Annotated in this window: 14 protein-coding genes and 1 pseudogene; 5 read left to right on the top strand and 10 right to left on the bottom strand. The window is 71.5% G+C overall.

All coding sequences use genetic code 11. The features are described from left to right. Positions 1–163: 163 nt before the first annotated feature. The 5 genes from ACWGO0_RS36660 to sigE form a co-directional block, all read right to left on the bottom strand. On the bottom strand, positions 164–823 hold the full coding sequence (locus ACWGO0_RS36660; RefSeq protein WP_453544735.1) for a hypothetical protein: 660 nt from the start codon (positions 821–823) through the stop codon (positions 164–166). A 127-nt stretch (positions 824–950) separates the two neighbouring features. Then, positions 951–1,424, bottom strand: coding sequence for a sec-independent translocase (locus ACWGO0_RS36655; protein WP_453544733.1), 474 nt, complete (start codon positions 1,422–1,424; stop codon positions 951–953). 120 nt (positions 1,425–1,544) lie between these two features. Further along, positions 1,545–3,332 carry a S1C family serine protease gene (locus ACWGO0_RS36650; RefSeq protein WP_453544731.1) on the bottom strand — a complete coding sequence of 596 codons (1,788 nt, stop codon included), beginning with the start codon at positions 3,330–3,332 and terminating at the stop codon, positions 1,545–1,547. Positions 3,333–3,433: 101 nt separating this feature from the next. Next, entirely contained in the window at positions 3,434–4,444 is a 1,011-nt protein-coding gene (locus ACWGO0_RS36645; RefSeq protein WP_453544729.1) for an anti-sigma factor family protein, read from the bottom strand. Beyond that, positions 4,441–5,205 (bottom strand): RNA polymerase sigma factor SigE, encoded by a 765-nt coding sequence (gene sigE / locus ACWGO0_RS36640; protein WP_453544727.1) that lies wholly within the window; start codon positions 5,203–5,205, stop codon positions 4,441–4,443. The genes ACWGO0_RS36645 and sigE overlap by 4 nt, the downstream gene beginning before the upstream one ends. Before the next feature lie 178 nt (positions 5,206–5,383). On the opposite strand from sigE, the gene ACWGO0_RS36635 reads away from it, so the two are divergent. After that, entirely contained in the window at positions 5,384–6,049 is a 666-nt protein-coding gene (locus ACWGO0_RS36635; protein ID WP_328905681.1) for an O-methyltransferase, read from the top strand. Between the two features lie 124 nt (positions 6,050–6,173). Here ACWGO0_RS36635 and ACWGO0_RS36630 read toward each other — a convergent pair whose 3' ends face one another. Next, positions 6,174–6,341 carry a DUF3117 domain-containing protein gene (locus ACWGO0_RS36630; protein ID WP_003966491.1) on the bottom strand — a complete coding sequence of 56 codons (168 nt, stop codon included), beginning with the start codon at positions 6,339–6,341 and terminating at the stop codon, positions 6,174–6,176. Positions 6,342–6,655: 314 nt separating this feature from the next. Here ACWGO0_RS36630 and chcB point away from each other — a divergent pair, with 314 nt between their 5' ends. Continuing rightward, a complete protein-coding gene (chcB, locus tag ACWGO0_RS36625) occupies positions 6,656–7,465 on the top strand; it encodes a 2-cyclohexenylcarbonyl CoA isomerase (RefSeq protein ID WP_453544725.1) in 810 nt (269 codons plus the stop codon). Here the strand turns inward: chcB and ACWGO0_RS36620 are convergent. Next, positions 7,462–8,048, bottom strand: a pseudogene (locus ACWGO0_RS36620) (DNA-3-methyladenine glycosylase I). The gene chcB and the pseudogene ACWGO0_RS36620 sit on opposite strands and share 4 nt — an antisense overlap. Beyond that, positions 8,045–8,428 (bottom strand): DivIVA domain-containing protein, encoded by a 384-nt coding sequence (locus ACWGO0_RS36615; RefSeq protein ID WP_453544723.1) that lies wholly within the window; start codon positions 8,426–8,428, stop codon positions 8,045–8,047. Before ACWGO0_RS36615 ends, ACWGO0_RS36620 begins: the two are co-directional and overlap by 4 nt. Positions 8,429–8,520: 92 nt before the next feature. On the opposite strand from ACWGO0_RS36615, the gene folP reads away from it, so the two are divergent. Beyond that, positions 8,521–9,393 (top strand): dihydropteroate synthase, encoded by an 873-nt coding sequence (folP, locus tag ACWGO0_RS36610; RefSeq protein WP_453544721.1) that lies wholly within the window; start codon positions 8,521–8,523, stop codon positions 9,391–9,393. A 49-nt stretch (positions 9,394–9,442) separates the two neighbouring features. On the opposite strand, the gene ACWGO0_RS36605 is transcribed toward folP, so the two are convergent. Beyond that, positions 9,443–10,228: an LOG family protein gene (locus tag ACWGO0_RS36605; protein WP_453544719.1), complete on the bottom strand. Its 786-nt coding sequence runs from the start codon at positions 10,226–10,228 to the stop codon at positions 9,443–9,445. Between the two features lie 85 nt (positions 10,229–10,313). After that, on the bottom strand, positions 10,314–11,393 hold the full coding sequence (dapE, locus tag ACWGO0_RS36600) for a succinyl-diaminopimelate desuccinylase (protein WP_453544717.1): 1,080 nt from the start codon (positions 11,391–11,393) through the stop codon (positions 10,314–10,316). Between the two features lie 60 nt (positions 11,394–11,453). On the opposite strand from dapE, the gene ACWGO0_RS36595 reads away from it, so the two are divergent. Further along, on the top strand, positions 11,454–12,389 hold the full coding sequence (locus tag ACWGO0_RS36595; protein WP_453544715.1) for a hypothetical protein: 936 nt from the start codon (positions 11,454–11,456) through the stop codon (positions 12,387–12,389). Positions 12,390–12,665: 276 nt separating this feature from the next. Continuing rightward, positions 12,666–13,115, top strand: coding sequence for an ATP-binding protein (locus ACWGO0_RS36590; protein ID WP_453544713.1), 450 nt, complete (start codon positions 12,666–12,668; stop codon positions 13,113–13,115). Positions 13,116–13,270: the final 155 nt, after the last annotated feature.

Raw genomic sequence — 13,270 nt, 5'->3', positions numbered from 1 at the left:
CGCCATCGCCCAGATGCTGGGTGGCCGTACGCGCGGCCTGACCGGCATGCCCCTGGGGAACACCCCGCGAACCACGTGCTGCGGGGCGGGAAGCTCACGGTGTGTGGGGGGCGGTCTCCACGGAGACCGCCCCCCTCACCTCGTCCCAGTGGGGCAGGCCCTGTCAGGTGTACGCGGCGATGTCCGCGATCACCGAGAAGCCCAGCCCGTAAGCGCTCATCCCGCGCCCGTACGCCCCGATGTGGACGCCGTTGTGCGCCGAACCGGCCAGCACCCAGCCGAACTCGGACTCGCGGTAGTGGAACTCCACCGGAACGCCGTCCACCGGGAGCGACAGCGTCGACCAGGGCGCACCGCCCAGTTCGTCGGCGAGCTCGAAGGCGGTCTCGGTCTGCTGGTCCAGCCAGTCGTCGCGCAGCGTGTGGTCCAGCTGCGGCGGCCAGGTGTACGAGAGCAGTCCCGACCCGGCGAGCCAGGCCGCCGAGGAGACCGTGGTGGCGTCCAGGACGCCCGTACCGTCACCGCTGCGCCGCACCGGGCTCGCGGCCACGGTCACGACGACCGCGAATCTCTCCTTCTCGGCGCTCCCGTCGGTCCGCACCGACGGCTCGTCGCCGTGACCGATGGAACCGTGCTGCACCGTGCCGTCCGCCGCGGTGCCGACCTGCATCAGCCAGCGCGGGCCCGCGAAGGCCTCGTCCAGTCCATACCAGGGAAAGGGCGCCTGCAGATAGCCGTCGACCGTACGCCGGGCCGCCGGCACCCCCTCTGCGGTGACTGTGCTGGGCGCACCATCCGCCCCTACCCGACTCGTCGTCTCCATCTGCCCGGCCGCCTCCTCGATCTGTCAAAGATCCGGAGCGGCCCGCCCCTTCACGGGGTGGGCATCCTCGCAACCGGACAGATGGAGAATAGCCATACCGTCCGGACGAGTCGGGATTGGCGGGGTATCAGGTGGCGTCGGCGTCGAACGGCGGACGGTCGTCCTTGGCGGGCTGCGCGGGCTTCTTGAGCAGATCGGGCGTGGTGGCCGGGTCGGCCGATGCCTTCGCCGAGCCGTTCGCCGCGCCGGTGGACGAAGCGGACGACACGCTCTCGCGGCCGTTCACCGCGTCGGTGACCTCGGCCATCTCCTTGCGGAGGTCGAAGCTCTCGCGGATGTCCTTCAGACCAAGCTCGTCGTCGCCGTCCATGAGCTGCTTGCGGACGAACGTCTTGGGGTTGAGATCCTCGAACTCGAAGTCCTTGAACTGCGGACCGAGCTCCGAGCGGATGTCTTCCTTCGCGCTGTCCGAGAACTCGCGGATCTTGCGGATGGTGCGGGTGACGTCCTGGATGACCTTCGGCAGCTTCTCCGGGCCGAAGACCAGCACGGCGAGAACCACGAGCGTCAGCAGCTCGAGTGCGCCAATGTCATTGAACACCTTGTTGCTCCTCGTGTTCTCCGCGTGCTCGCCGCGTGTTCTCCGCCACCAGGTCGAATGGGCCCGGACTCGCTCAACGGTACCCGTCGAAGCTGTCCGGGCGGTACCTCCCGGTGGCCGTTACGTGCCGCTTGCCGAGCCGAGTGTGACCGTCATGGACAGGTCTTTACCACCACGGGTCAGTTTGAGGCCGAGCCGGTCGCCGGGGCGGTGGGCGCGGATCTTGACGATCAGCTCCTCGCCGCTGTGCACCCGCGCGCCGTCGACCTCGGTGATGATGTCGCCCGGCCTGATGCCCGCCTTGGCCCCGGGGCCGCCCGAGGTGACGGCTGAACCGCCGTCGGCGCCCTTCGTGCCGACCTTGGCGCCGTCTCCCGCGTACTTCATGTCCAGCGTCACGCCGATCACCGGATGAGTCGCCCTGCCGGTGTTGATCAGCTCCTCGGCGACGCGCTTGCCCTGGTTGATGGGTATCGCGAAGCCGAGGCCGATGGAACCGGACTGGCCGCCCTCCAGGCCGGTGCCGCTGTCCGCGGCCCGGATGGCGCTGTTGATACCGATGACGTGCGCCTGGGAGTCGACGAGCGGGCCGCCGGAGTTGCCGGGGTTGATCGGGGCGTCGGTCTGGATCGCGTCGACGTAGCTGACGTCGGTGCCGTCGCCCTTCTCGCCGCCCGCGGTGATGGGCCGCTCCTTGGCGCTGATGATGCCGGAGGTGACCGTGTTGGACAGGTCGAAGGGGGCCCCGATGGCCACCACCGGGTCTCCGACCCGCACGTTGTCGGAGTTGCCGAGGGGGAGCGGCTTGAGCCCGGTGACGCCCTTGACCTTGACGACGGCCAGGTCGTAGCCGCTGTCCTTGCCGACGATCTCGGCGCTCGCGGTCTCTCCGCCGCTGAACGTGACCGTGATGTCGCCGTTGGCGCCCGCGGGGGCGACGACGTGGTTGTTGGTGAGGATGTGTCCGTCGGCGTCGAGGACGAAGCCCGTGCCCGTGCCCGACTCCCCCGCGCCGCTGACATGGAGGGTGACCACGCTGGGCAGGGCGCTGGCGGCGATTCCGGCGACGCTGTCGGGGGCGCGGCCACCGCTGTCCCGTCCGGCCTGCGGGAGCTCGACGGTGGTCAGACCGCCGTTGCGCTCGGCATAGGCGCCGATGCCGCCGCCGATGCCGCCCGCGATCAGCGCGATCAGCATGATCCCGATGAGCGCGGAGCCCCGTCGGCGCTTCCTGCGCCCGCCGTCGGGCCCGAGGGGCAGGGCGGGGGCGCTCAACGGCTGGCGGGGCGCGCCCCACGGGTCGTACTGGAGCCACTGCGAGGGCGTGGGCGGCTGGGGATGGGTCCCCTGGAGCTGCGGGGGCTGCTGGATCTGCGGGGGCTGCTGGATCTGCGGGGGCTGCTGGATCTGCGGGGGCTGCTGCACGTGGGGTTGTGGCTGCTGGGGCTGCTGCGGAGGCGCGAAGGCGGGAACAGGGCCGGGGTCGGTGGCGATCCCGTGGCCGTTCGTGCCCGCGTACGGCGGCGGTACGGGGGTTCCGTGGGCCGGGGTCTGTACGGGGCGCTGCACGGGCGGCGCGGGTGCCCACGGTCCGGGCCCGCCGTAGGGCGGGGTGCTGTACTCGTCGGGTGCGTGCAGCGGCTGCGCGCGCGGGGAGGGCATAAGCGGTTCCCCGGCGGGCGCGTGCGATTCCACGACGGGCGTGTGCGGTTCCCCTGCGGGCGGCGCGGTCGGTGCGGCAGGCTGCGCGGTCGGTACCGCGGGTATCCGCCCGGCCGCTTCCTCGGCCGCTTCGGGAGTGGGAGGCGCGGCCTCCGGGATCACCTCCGGCTCACTGTGGTCGGTGCGCCCCGTCGTGGGGCGGCTCCACCACTTCGCCTTCGGCCCGGTGGGCTTCCCGTCGTCCATGATCTCCCCGCAACTGGCCTCTGCACGTCCCCACAGGGGCGTCCCTCCCGGAATTCAACCAGGTTTGCGAATCTCTGCGCAGGTCCCTGCCGGCGTCCCCGTCAGCGCCGGGGGTGAAGCGGCAGTGCGTGATCGGTGGGGGGAGGGAAAGCCGAGGCCGTCGACGTGGGCTCGGTCGGTTCCACAGGGGCGGTGCCGCCGATCGAAGCGGTGAGCAGCGGACTGCTTCCCGTCGGGCGTATGAGCGGTGGCACGGACACGTTCAGGACGGGGAGCGCGAAGGTGTGCCCGGCGAAGTGCGAGGCACTGAGCAGGGACGGAGCCGCGGCGAACACGGGGGGTGCGACCGCGGGTGCGACGGCCGGGGACGCGGAGACCGAGGGGCTCGACGAGGCAGACGACGCAGCCGGGGATTCACCGCTCAGCGCGAGCGCGCCGCCTCCGCCCCGGCGGTTGGCGGCCTCGTCACCGCTCTCGGCCCGTGCTTCGGCGTCGAGCGGGGTGACATTGCTGCCGGCGCCCTCGGCGCGGAACGGGGACTCGGACGTGGAGTCGAGCGGAAGCGTGCCGCCCAGGGCGATGGCCGCGAGCGAGACGGCGCTGGCCGCCGCGAACGCGAACCTGCGTCCCCGCCACGGCGAACGGTCGGCATCCCGGCCCACCTCGTGTATCCGGAAGGAGGAGCCGGCCGGGCCACCGGTAAGGACGGCGGTGGAGCCGTGCACGGTGGGAAGGTAGCCGAAGCCGTCGAGCGGCCCGGGTCCGGACGGTGTGTCGGTGTGCCCGCCGGAAGGCCCCATCACCGGGAAGAGTCCGTCGGCGAAGCGACCGCCGCCGCCACCGAACGGTCCGCCGGGACCGGAGTCGCCGCCAGGGCCGCCGGGAAGGCCCTGCAGACGGGCAAGGAAGCCTTCGGAGGGCGAAGGAGGGGCGGACTGCGCGAAGACACTCTTGAGGCGCCGCTGGGCGTCGGCCTCGGCCTTGCACTTGGGACAGGTCGCCAAGTGGGCCAGGACCCGCTCACGGGCGTCGTGTTTCAGCTCGCCGTCGACAAGCGCGGCGAGCCGGTCCCCCAGATGCTGTTCCGCGGGGGTCGGACCTGTGCCACTCACGCCGGTCCTACCTCCCCTGCCAGGACCGCGTCCGCCAGGGAGCGCTGCTCGGCGCGGGCCTCGGGCGAACGGTGCTTGAGTGCCTTGCGCAGGTGGGAGCGCCCGCGGTGGATCCGGCTGCGCACGGTGCCGAGCTTCACGCCGAGTGTCGCGGCGATCTCCTCGTACGAGAGTCCTTCGATGTCGCAGAGCACGACCGCCGCACGGAATTCGGGCGCGAGGGTGTCCAGCGCCTGCTGGACGTCCGCGTCGAAGTGGGTGTCGTTGAATACCTGCTGCGGGGACGGCTCACGGCTCGGCAGCCGCTCGGCCGCGTCGTCGCCGAGGGAGTCGAAACGGATCCGCTGCTTGCGGCGGACCATGTCCAGGAAGAGATTGGTCGTGATGCGGTGCAGCCAGCCCTCGAAGGTGCCGGGCGTGTACGTCGAGAGCGACCGGAAGACACGGACGAAGACTTCCTGCGTGAGGTCCTCGGCATCGTGCTGGTTGCCCGTCAGCCGGTAGGCAAGGCGGTACACGCGACCGCTGTGCGTGCTGACGATCTCTTCCCATGAGGGCGGGGTCCACGCCTGGGATTCCGCATCCGAGGCGAACGTCGCGGTGGGTGCGGAAACGTTGGAAGAACGGTCAGCAATGTTGGTCACGGATTTCGGCTCACCCGCCGACCTGATGAGGAAGCGCCTCAGCACTCCTCCCCGGTCCACAGGCGCAGCCGCACCTCCCCTGTCGGCTCTGGTGGTGTCCAGTGGAGCCCCTACCATAGCCACCTCGCCCGTTAGCTCCGGATAAGCCTTTTTCCTGCTGGGGGCGGGGCCGCACCGGCCCCGGGGCGCAGGATTCCGGGTCCGATCCGCGGGCCCGGTCCAGGCGCTTTCCCCTGTCCTTGCATAACGCCCGGTCCCATCTGCGGGTTCCCGGGTTCAGCGGATACAGTCACCGGTGCGCCAACTACGGGGACAGGAGAGGGTCATTACCGCCAACCGGCAGACGAGCTGGGCGTTCGCCGACGCCTTTGTCGCCGAGGACGAAGCCCTGCGCTGGGCCCGGGAACGGGCCCGCGAGACAGGGCTCCGCTCGGTGTCCCCGGGCACCGGCGCCGCGCTGCGCCTGCTCGCTGCCACCGCGGACGCCAAAGCGGTGGCCGAGATCGGCACCGGCACCGGCGTGTCCGGCATCTATCTGCTGCACGGAATGCGTCCGGACGGCGTACTGACCACGGTCGACCCCGAGCCGGAGCGTCAGCAGTTCGCCCGCCAGGCGTTCCGCGCGGCGGGCTTCGCCACGAACCGGGCACGCTTCATCCCTGGGCGCGCCCTGGACGTACTGCCGCGCCTCGCCGACGGCGGCTACGACCTCGTTTTCTGCGACGGCGACCGGCTGGAGAGCCTCGACTGCCTCGCTGAATCGTTGCGCCTGCTGCGACCGGGCGGTCTGGTCTGTTTCGAGGGCATGTTCGCGGACGGCCGTACGGTCGACTCGGCTGCCCAGCCCGCCGAGGTGCTGCGGCTGCGTGAGCTGCTGCGCGCCGTGCGGGAGAGCCAGGAGCTGATGGCGACGCTGCTGCCGGTCGGCGACGGACTGCTCTGCGCGGTCCGCCGGGGCTGAGCGGGTCAGGTCCGGTACGGCTTCCCGATTCGGTACGCCTTCTCAGCACGACGGCTTCTCAACACGACTGCCCCGGCACGGAGTCCGTGCCGGGGCAGTCGCGAAGTGATTAGGCGTCTCTGCGTCAGCCGACGACCTTCTTGAGGGCATCGCCGAGTGCATCGGCTTCGTCCGGCGTCAGCTCGACGACAAGCCGACCGCCGCCTTCGAGCGGAACGCGCATGACAATGCCCCGCCCCTCCTTTGTCACCTCGAGCGGGCCGTCGCCCGTCCGCGGCTTCATGGCCGCCATGCTCGTTCCCCTTCCTGAAACCAGCTCATCGCAACCGGCGGCCCCATGACAGGCGCTGCCTCACCGGCATCGAACACATTGCTTCTTGGCCATTATCCCGCATCAAAGACCCCGATGACCAACATCGGTCGGCATCGCTTGCGCAACGCGCTCTCTCAAAACCACCCAATTCGTCGATCCGGCTGCGATACTGCGCCGCCTTCGGCCCCCAGGTGAGAGCCAATTGTTAGACGCAGGTCACATGCCCGCGCCGCCCGAAGTCGGCCATGCTTGCCTGGACAGGCACAATCCCGGAGCCGTAAGGGGACATCAGAATGGCCGACACCATGGCGGACACCGTGCTCATGGACGTGAGCGACGGGCTCGCGACGATCACCATCAACCGTCCCGACGCGATGAACGCCATGAACACCGAGGCCAAGGTCGCCCTGCGGGACGCGCTGCGGGACGCGGCGGCCGACAGCGCGGTGCGCGCGGTTCTGCTCACGGCCACCGGGCGCGCCTTCTGCGTCGGCCAGGACCTCAAGGAGCACGTCTCCAAACTCGCGGAGGCCAGTGAGGGCGGCGGCAACGCGCTGAGCACCGTGCAGGAGCACTACAACCCCATCGTGCGGGCGCTGACCGAGATGGAGAAGCCCGTCGTCGCCGGGGTCAACGGTGTCGCCGCCGGGGCGGGCTTCGGCTTCGCACTCGCCGCCGACTACCGCGTGGTGGCCGACACGGCGGCGTTCAACACCTCCTTCGCGGGTGTCGCCCTCACCGCCGACTCCGGGGTCTCCTGGACGCTGCCGCGGCTGATCGGCCAGAGCCGCGCCGCCGACCTGCTCTTCTTCCCGCGCTCGGTCTCCGCGCAGGAGGCGTACGACCTGGGCATCGCGAACAAGGTCGTGCCCGCCGCCGATCTGGCGAAGGAGGCCGCGGCGGTGGCCCGCGCCCTGGCGGACGGTCCGACGGTCGCGTACGCCTCGCTCAAGGCGTCGATGGCCTATGGCGCGGCTCACCCGCTCGTGGAGACGCTGGAGAAGGAGGACGAACTCCAGACCCGGGCGGGCGCGTCGCAGGACCACACGATCGCCGTGAGGGCCTTCCTGGCGAAGGAGCGTCCGAAGTACCTGGGCCGCTAGAGCGTGTCGCCCCGGGAGACGCAGTCGGCCAGGTGGTCGTTGACCAGGCCGCACGCCTGCATCAGGGCGTAGGCCGTCGTGGGGCCGATGAAGCGGATGGACCGCTTCTTGAGCTCCTTGGCGAGCGCCGTGGATTCCGGGGTGACCGCCGGCACGTCCCCGAGCACCCGGGGGCGGGGCGGGTCGCCGGGTCGGGGGCGTACGACCAGATCAGGGCGTCCAGTTCACCCTCGCCCCAGCCCGCGAGCACCTGGGCGTTGGCGAGGGTGGCGTCGATCTTCGCCCGGTTGCGGATGATGCCGGCGTCGGCGAGGAGCCGTTCCTTGTCGGCATCGGTGAACTCCGCCACCGCGTGGATCTTGAACCCGGCGAAGGCGCTGCGGAAGCCCTCGCGGCGGCGCAGGATCGTCAGCCAGGAGAGGCCCGACTGGAACGCTTCCAGGCACAGCCGCTCGAACAGGGCGTCGTCGCCGTGGACGGGCCGGCCCCATTCGGTGTCGTGGTAGGCGAGGTAGTCGTCGGTGGACAGGCCCCAGGGGCAGCGCAGGCCACCGTCGGCGGCGGGTACGGCTCCGCTGCTCATCGCTCGTCCTCCTCGCCCGGCCGCTGCCCGGGTTCCTGGTCCTGGTGCTTGAAGAGGTCGGGGCCGTTGACCGCGGTCGCCTGGGCTCCCGCGAGCGCCGATTCCAGCTCGGCGATCCGCGCGTCCCTCTCGGCGAGCTCCGCGCCGAGGCGGTCCAGTGCCTCGTCGACGTCCACCATCCGGTAACCGCGGGGGGCCATCGGCAGCCGCAGCGCCTCGACATCGGCGCGGCCGACCGGGCGCGTCGTGGGCAGCGGGTCGGTGAGCCGCTCGGGCGGCACGTCCTGAAGGACGGGGGTGGCGCCTCCGCCGACCACCGCGAGCGTGACCGCGGCCACCACCACGACCATCGTGACCAGCAAGTACCAGAACACGCGCATCTCCCCGGGGGCGGAAACCTGTCCGGGTCCGATCGTGCCATGCGCCACCGACAGTTAGGGTCGCAGGCGACCTACTGAGGAGGAAACACGGGATGCGAAGCGGTGCGCTCAGGCTCGGGCGGCGGGAATTCGGTCCGCACGATCCGGTGATCATGGCGATCGTGAACCGGACCCCAGACTCCTTCTACGACCAGGGCGCGACGTTCCGCGACGAGCCGGCGCTCACCCGGGTCGATCAGGCGGTCTCGGAGGGTGCGGCGATCATCGACATCGGCGGGGTGAAGGCGGGTCCCGGTGAGGAAGTGACCGCCGCGGAGGAGGCCCGCCGTACGGTCGGCTTCGTCGCCGAGGTGCGGCGCCGCCACCCGGACGTGGTGATCAGCGTGGACACCTGGCGGCACGACGTGGGCGAGGCGGTCTGCGAGGCCGGCGCCGACCTGCTGAACGACGCGTGGGGCGGCGTCGACCCGAAGCTCGCGGAGGTCGCCGCGCGGTACGGAGCGGGTCTTGTGTGCACGCACGCGGGCGGCGCGGAGCCGCGGACCCGGCCGCACCGGGTCGAGTACGAGGACGTGATGGCGGACATCCTGCGGGTGACCGTGGGGCTGGCGGAGCGGGCCGTGGAGCTCGGGGTGAGGCCGGACGGGATCATGATCGACCCCGGTCACGACTTCGGGAAGAACACCCGGCACTCGCTGGAGGCCACGCGGCGGCTGGGCGAGATGGCGGAGACGGGGTGGCCCGTGCTCGTATCGCTGTCCAACAAGGACTTCGTCGGCGAGACGCTCGACCGGCCGGTCAAGGAACGGGTGATCGGCACGCTGGCGACGACGGCCGTTTCGGCGTGGCTGGGCGCGCGGGTGTACCGGGTGCACGAGGTGGCGGAGACGCGCCAGGTGCTGGACATGGTGGCGTCGGTCGCGGGTCACCGGGCGCCGGCGGTGGCGCGGCGGGGGCTGGCGTAGCGGTCCGGTTCCGGGGCCCGGGGCGGAGCCCCGGGCCCCGCCCGCACTCCTACCGGCCGACTTCCTTGGTCACCAGCATGACCGCCTCCTCCACGTCGTCCGTCACGTGGAAGAGCAGCAGGTCCCGCTCGGATGCCTTGCCCTGCGCCACGACCGTGTCCCGGAGCCAGTCGACGAGACCGCTCCAGTACGCCGTGCCGAACAGCACGATCGGGAAGCGGGTCACCTTGCCCGTCTGGACCAGGGTCAGCGCCTCGAAGAGTTCGTCCAGGGTGCCGAGGCCGCCCGGCAGGACCACGAAGCCCTGGGCGTACTTCACGAACATCGTCTTGCGGACGAAGAAGTAGCGGAAGTTGACGCCGATGTCGACGTGCGGGTTGAGGCCGGACTCGTAGGGCAGCTCGATGCCGAGGCCGACCGAGATGCCGTTCGCCTCCCGGGCCCCCTTGTTCGCGGCCTCCATCGCTCCGGGTCCGCCGCCCGTGATCACCGCGAAGCCCGCTTCGACCAGCGCCTTGCCGATCCGTACGCCCGCCTCGTACTCCGGGCCGCCGGCCGGTGTACGGGCGGAGCCGAAGACGCTGATGGCGCTCGGCAGTTCGGCGAGGGCGCCGAATCCCTCCACGAACTCCGACTGGATGCGCATGACCCGCCAGGGGTCGGTGTGCACCCATTCGGAATCGCCCTCGGTGTCGAGCAGCCGCTGATCGGTCGTGCCCGGCTGTACCTGGTCCCTGCGCCGCACCACGGGGCCGAGCCACTGTTCCTCAGGCGTGACCGCACCTTCGGGGACCTGCGCGCCCTCGGGGATCCGTGCGTCCTCCGGGTTGCCCATGACCTGCTCCCTCCGCCGACCTGCAATGTGCCTGTGTCGGCTCAGCGTAGATCGGCGGAGGTAACGCGCAGGGGAATGCCATGAGTCAGCTGGTGAGCCAGGAGCGGAGGCGCTCCTCGCAGTGGGTGATCAGCTCGGTCACCACGTGCTCGTCGCGCTTGTGGGCGAAGAGCGGGTTGCCGGGGCCGTAGTTCACCGCGGGCACCCCGAGCGCCCCGAAACGGGAGACGTCCGTCCAGCCGAACTTGGGCCGGGCCGTGCCGCCCACGGCCTCCATGAACGCCGCGGCCGCCGGGTGCGAGAGGCCCGGCATCGCCGCGCCGGAGTGGTCGTCGATGACGATCTCGGTGATGCCGCAGTCCGCGAAGACCTCGTGGACGTGCGCGACGGCCTCCTCGCCGCTGAGGTCGGGGGCGTACCGGTAATTGACCACGACCGTGCAGGCGTCCGGGATGACGTTGGTGGCGACGCCGCCCTCGATTCCGACGGCGTTCAGGCCCTCGCGGTACTCCAGCCCGTCGATGACCGGCCTGCGCGGCTCGTACGCGGCGAGGCGGGCCAGGATCGGGGCCGCGGCGTGGATCGCGTTGGACCCCATCCAGCTGCGCGCCGAGTGCGCCCGCTCCCCCTCCGTGCGCAGGAGGACCCGCAGCGTGCCCTGGCAGCCGCCCTCGATCTCGCCCTCGGAGGGCTCCAGCAGGATGGCGAAGTCGCCGTCGAGCCAGTCGGGGTGGGCCTCGGCCACGTGCCCGAGGCCGTTGAGGTCGGCGGCGACCTCTTCGTTGTCGTAGAAGATGAACGTCAGGTCACGGTTGGGCTCGGGGACGGTCGCGGCGATCCGCAGCTGGACGGCGACGCCCGACTTCATGTCGGAGGTTCCGCACCCCCACAGGACACCGTTCTCGTCCAGCCGGGAGGGGACGTTGTCGGCAATGGGGACGGTGTCGATGTGCCCGGCCAGCACGATGCGCTCGGCGCGGCCGAGGTTCGTCCTGGCCACGACGTTGTTGCCGTACCGCTCCACGGTCAGGTGGGGGAGGTCGCGCAGCGCCTCCTCGATCGCGTCGGCCAGGGCCTTCTCGTTCCCGCTGACCGACGGGAAGTCGACCAGCCGGGCTGTGAGCGCGGGGCCGTCCAGGGTGAGGTCGATCTTGCTTTCCGCCATGCCCACGACCCTAAGGGACGTCGCCGTCACGCCGCCCGGGACCTCCAGTACCGTGGCCACGTGCCCCGGACCGTCACTTCCGCCAGCCCCCGCCCGGGCCGTAGCCGCTTCCTGCGCCTCACGGCCGCATTCGCCGTGCTCACGGCCCTGGCCGGCTATCTGGCCGTGCAGTACGTCTCCGGCAACAAGGGGGCGCCGCGCTGCGTCGTCCGGTCCGCCGACGGGCCGGAGGGCGAGGGGCACACGTACGAGATGAGCCCCGAGCAGGCCGCCAACGCCGCGACGATCTCCGCCGTCGGCACCACGCGCGGTATGCCGGAGCGGGCGGTGACGATCGCGCTCGCGACCGCGCTCCAGGAGTCCGCGCTGCGCAATATCCAGCACGGCGACCGGGACTCGCTCGGGCTCTTCCAGCAGCGCCCCTCGCAGGGCTGGGGCACTCCGCGGCAGATCATGGACCCGGTGTACTCGTCCGGGAAGTTCTACGACCACCTCGCGGAGGTCCCCGGCTATTCGCGGCTGCCGCTGACCGTCGCCGCGCAGCGCGTACAACGCAGTGGTTTTCCGCAGGCGTACGCGAAGCACGAGCCGGATGCCGCGCTGCTGGCGGCGGCCCTGACGGGGCGCGCGCCCGCCGCGCTGGAATGTTCGCCCGGCACCGCGGAGGCGACCGGCCCCGGTGACACCGGGAAGGTCCGGGCCGAGCTGGTGCGATCCTTCGGCAAGGACGTGCTCCCCGAGGCGCCCTCGGCGGGGCCGGGGGCAGCGGGCACGGTGGCGGTGCCCGTGCGGCCGGCCCTGAAGTCCGACGAGGGCTCGGCTCCGAAGCGCGGCTGGGAGCTGGCGCACTGGGCGGTCGCCCAGGCCGGGGCCCTGCGGATCGACCAGGTCTCCTACGCGGGCCGGGTCTGGAATGCCGGTGAGGGCTGGCGCACGGAACGTGCGGAGCAGGACGAACCGGGCACCACCGAGGTCGGAATCCGGCTCGCGCAGTAGTACGGTCCGTCACCCGTACGGGCCTTCCGGACCTTCACCCGGACGCCACTTCCGCCCCTCCTTCCGGCGTGCCCCCGTCCGCTCCGATTCCCTTGCGCGCACAGGGAAGTGACGGTTCGGCCGACGGTTGCGTAATACATCGTTTGCCCGGGTTCTTCCCCTGCGGATTATCGGACGCATTACTCAGTCTTTACCTCGCCGCACCGCAACCTTCCCCGCCCCCGGACCGGTTGTCAGTGCGTCCGATCACTGCTTGAACACCGCCCAAGGAGCATCATGTCCCTCCCCCTGACCCGTCGGATCGCCCGCGCCGCGCTGCTGATCGCCGCAGGTGCGGCACCCGTGGTCGGTGCGGCCGGCGCAGCAGGTGCCGCGGACCTCCCGCAGACCCCGAACCTGGGCGGCCTGACCGCCCTGGACGGCGCCGGCCTCGGCAACACCATCGACGGCGCCTCCCAGCAGGGCACCCAGGCCGCCGGAGAGACCGGCGGCAGGATCGTCGGTACGGCCGTCCCCGCCGCCGGCAGGAGCGTCGGCCAGGCCGGCGCCGTCGCCGCCCCCGCCGCCCAGGAGACCGCGGGCCAGACCGCGGGCCACGCCGGAGAGATCCTCGGCTCGGCCGCCGGTTCCGCGACCGAGGGCGGCCTGCCCACCGACGCCGTGGGCGGCGGCCTGCCGACCGACAGCCTGGGCGGACTGCCCGTCCAGGGCCTGCCGCTCGGCTGATCCCACAGGTACGCGGCTCAGAACGCCGCAGCACAGCGAAGGGCCTCGGGAGTGCGCACTCCCCCGGCCCCTCGCGGGGGGGTGGGGTGTGGGGGGGCGGGGGCGTTTAAAAAAATACGATGCCCCCAGACCGCAACACAGAGGGGGTGGAGGGG

The sequence above is a fragment of the Streptomyces sp. NPDC055749 genome, assembly GCF_053617235.1.
Note: the sequence above shows the minus strand (reverse complement) of the source record. Positions and strands in the feature narration are given on the sequence as shown.

What these genes read in the sequence shown, in the direction of transcription:
- ACWGO0_RS36660 (WP_453544735.1), bottom strand. Translation starts at nt 823, where the DNA reads ATGGAGACGACGAGTCGGGTAGGGGCGGATGGTGCGCCCAGCACAGTC.
- ACWGO0_RS36650 (WP_453544731.1), bottom strand. Translation starts at nt 3,332, where the DNA reads ATGGACGACGGGAAGCCCACCGGGCCGAAGGCGAAGTGGTGGAGCCGC.
- sigE (WP_453544727.1), bottom strand. Translation starts at nt 5,205, where the DNA reads ATGGTAGGGGCTCCACTGGACACCACCAGAGCCGACAGGGGAGGTGCG.
- ACWGO0_RS36630 (WP_003966491.1), bottom strand. Translation starts at nt 6,341, where the DNA reads ATGGCGGCCATGAAGCCGCGGACGGGCGACGGCCCGCTCGAGGTGACA.
- chcB (WP_453544725.1), top strand. Translation starts at nt 6,656, where the DNA reads ATGGCCGACACCATGGCGGACACCGTGCTCATGGACGTGAGCGACGGG.
- ACWGO0_RS36615 (WP_453544723.1), bottom strand. Translation starts at nt 8,428, where the DNA reads ATGCGCGTGTTCTGGTACTTGCTGGTCACGATGGTCGTGGTGGTGGCC.
- folP (WP_453544721.1), top strand. Translation starts at nt 8,521, where the DNA reads ATGCGAAGCGGTGCGCTCAGGCTCGGGCGGCGGGAATTCGGTCCGCAC.
- ACWGO0_RS36605 (WP_453544719.1), bottom strand. Translation starts at nt 10,228, where the DNA reads ATGGGCAACCCGGAGGACGCACGGATCCCCGAGGGCGCGCAGGTCCCC.
- dapE (WP_453544717.1), bottom strand. Translation starts at nt 11,393, where the DNA reads ATGGCGGAAAGCAAGATCGACCTCACCCTGGACGGCCCCGCGCTCACA.
- ACWGO0_RS36590 (WP_453544713.1), top strand. Translation starts at nt 12,666, where the DNA reads ATGTCCCTCCCCCTGACCCGTCGGATCGCCCGCGCCGCGCTGCTGATC.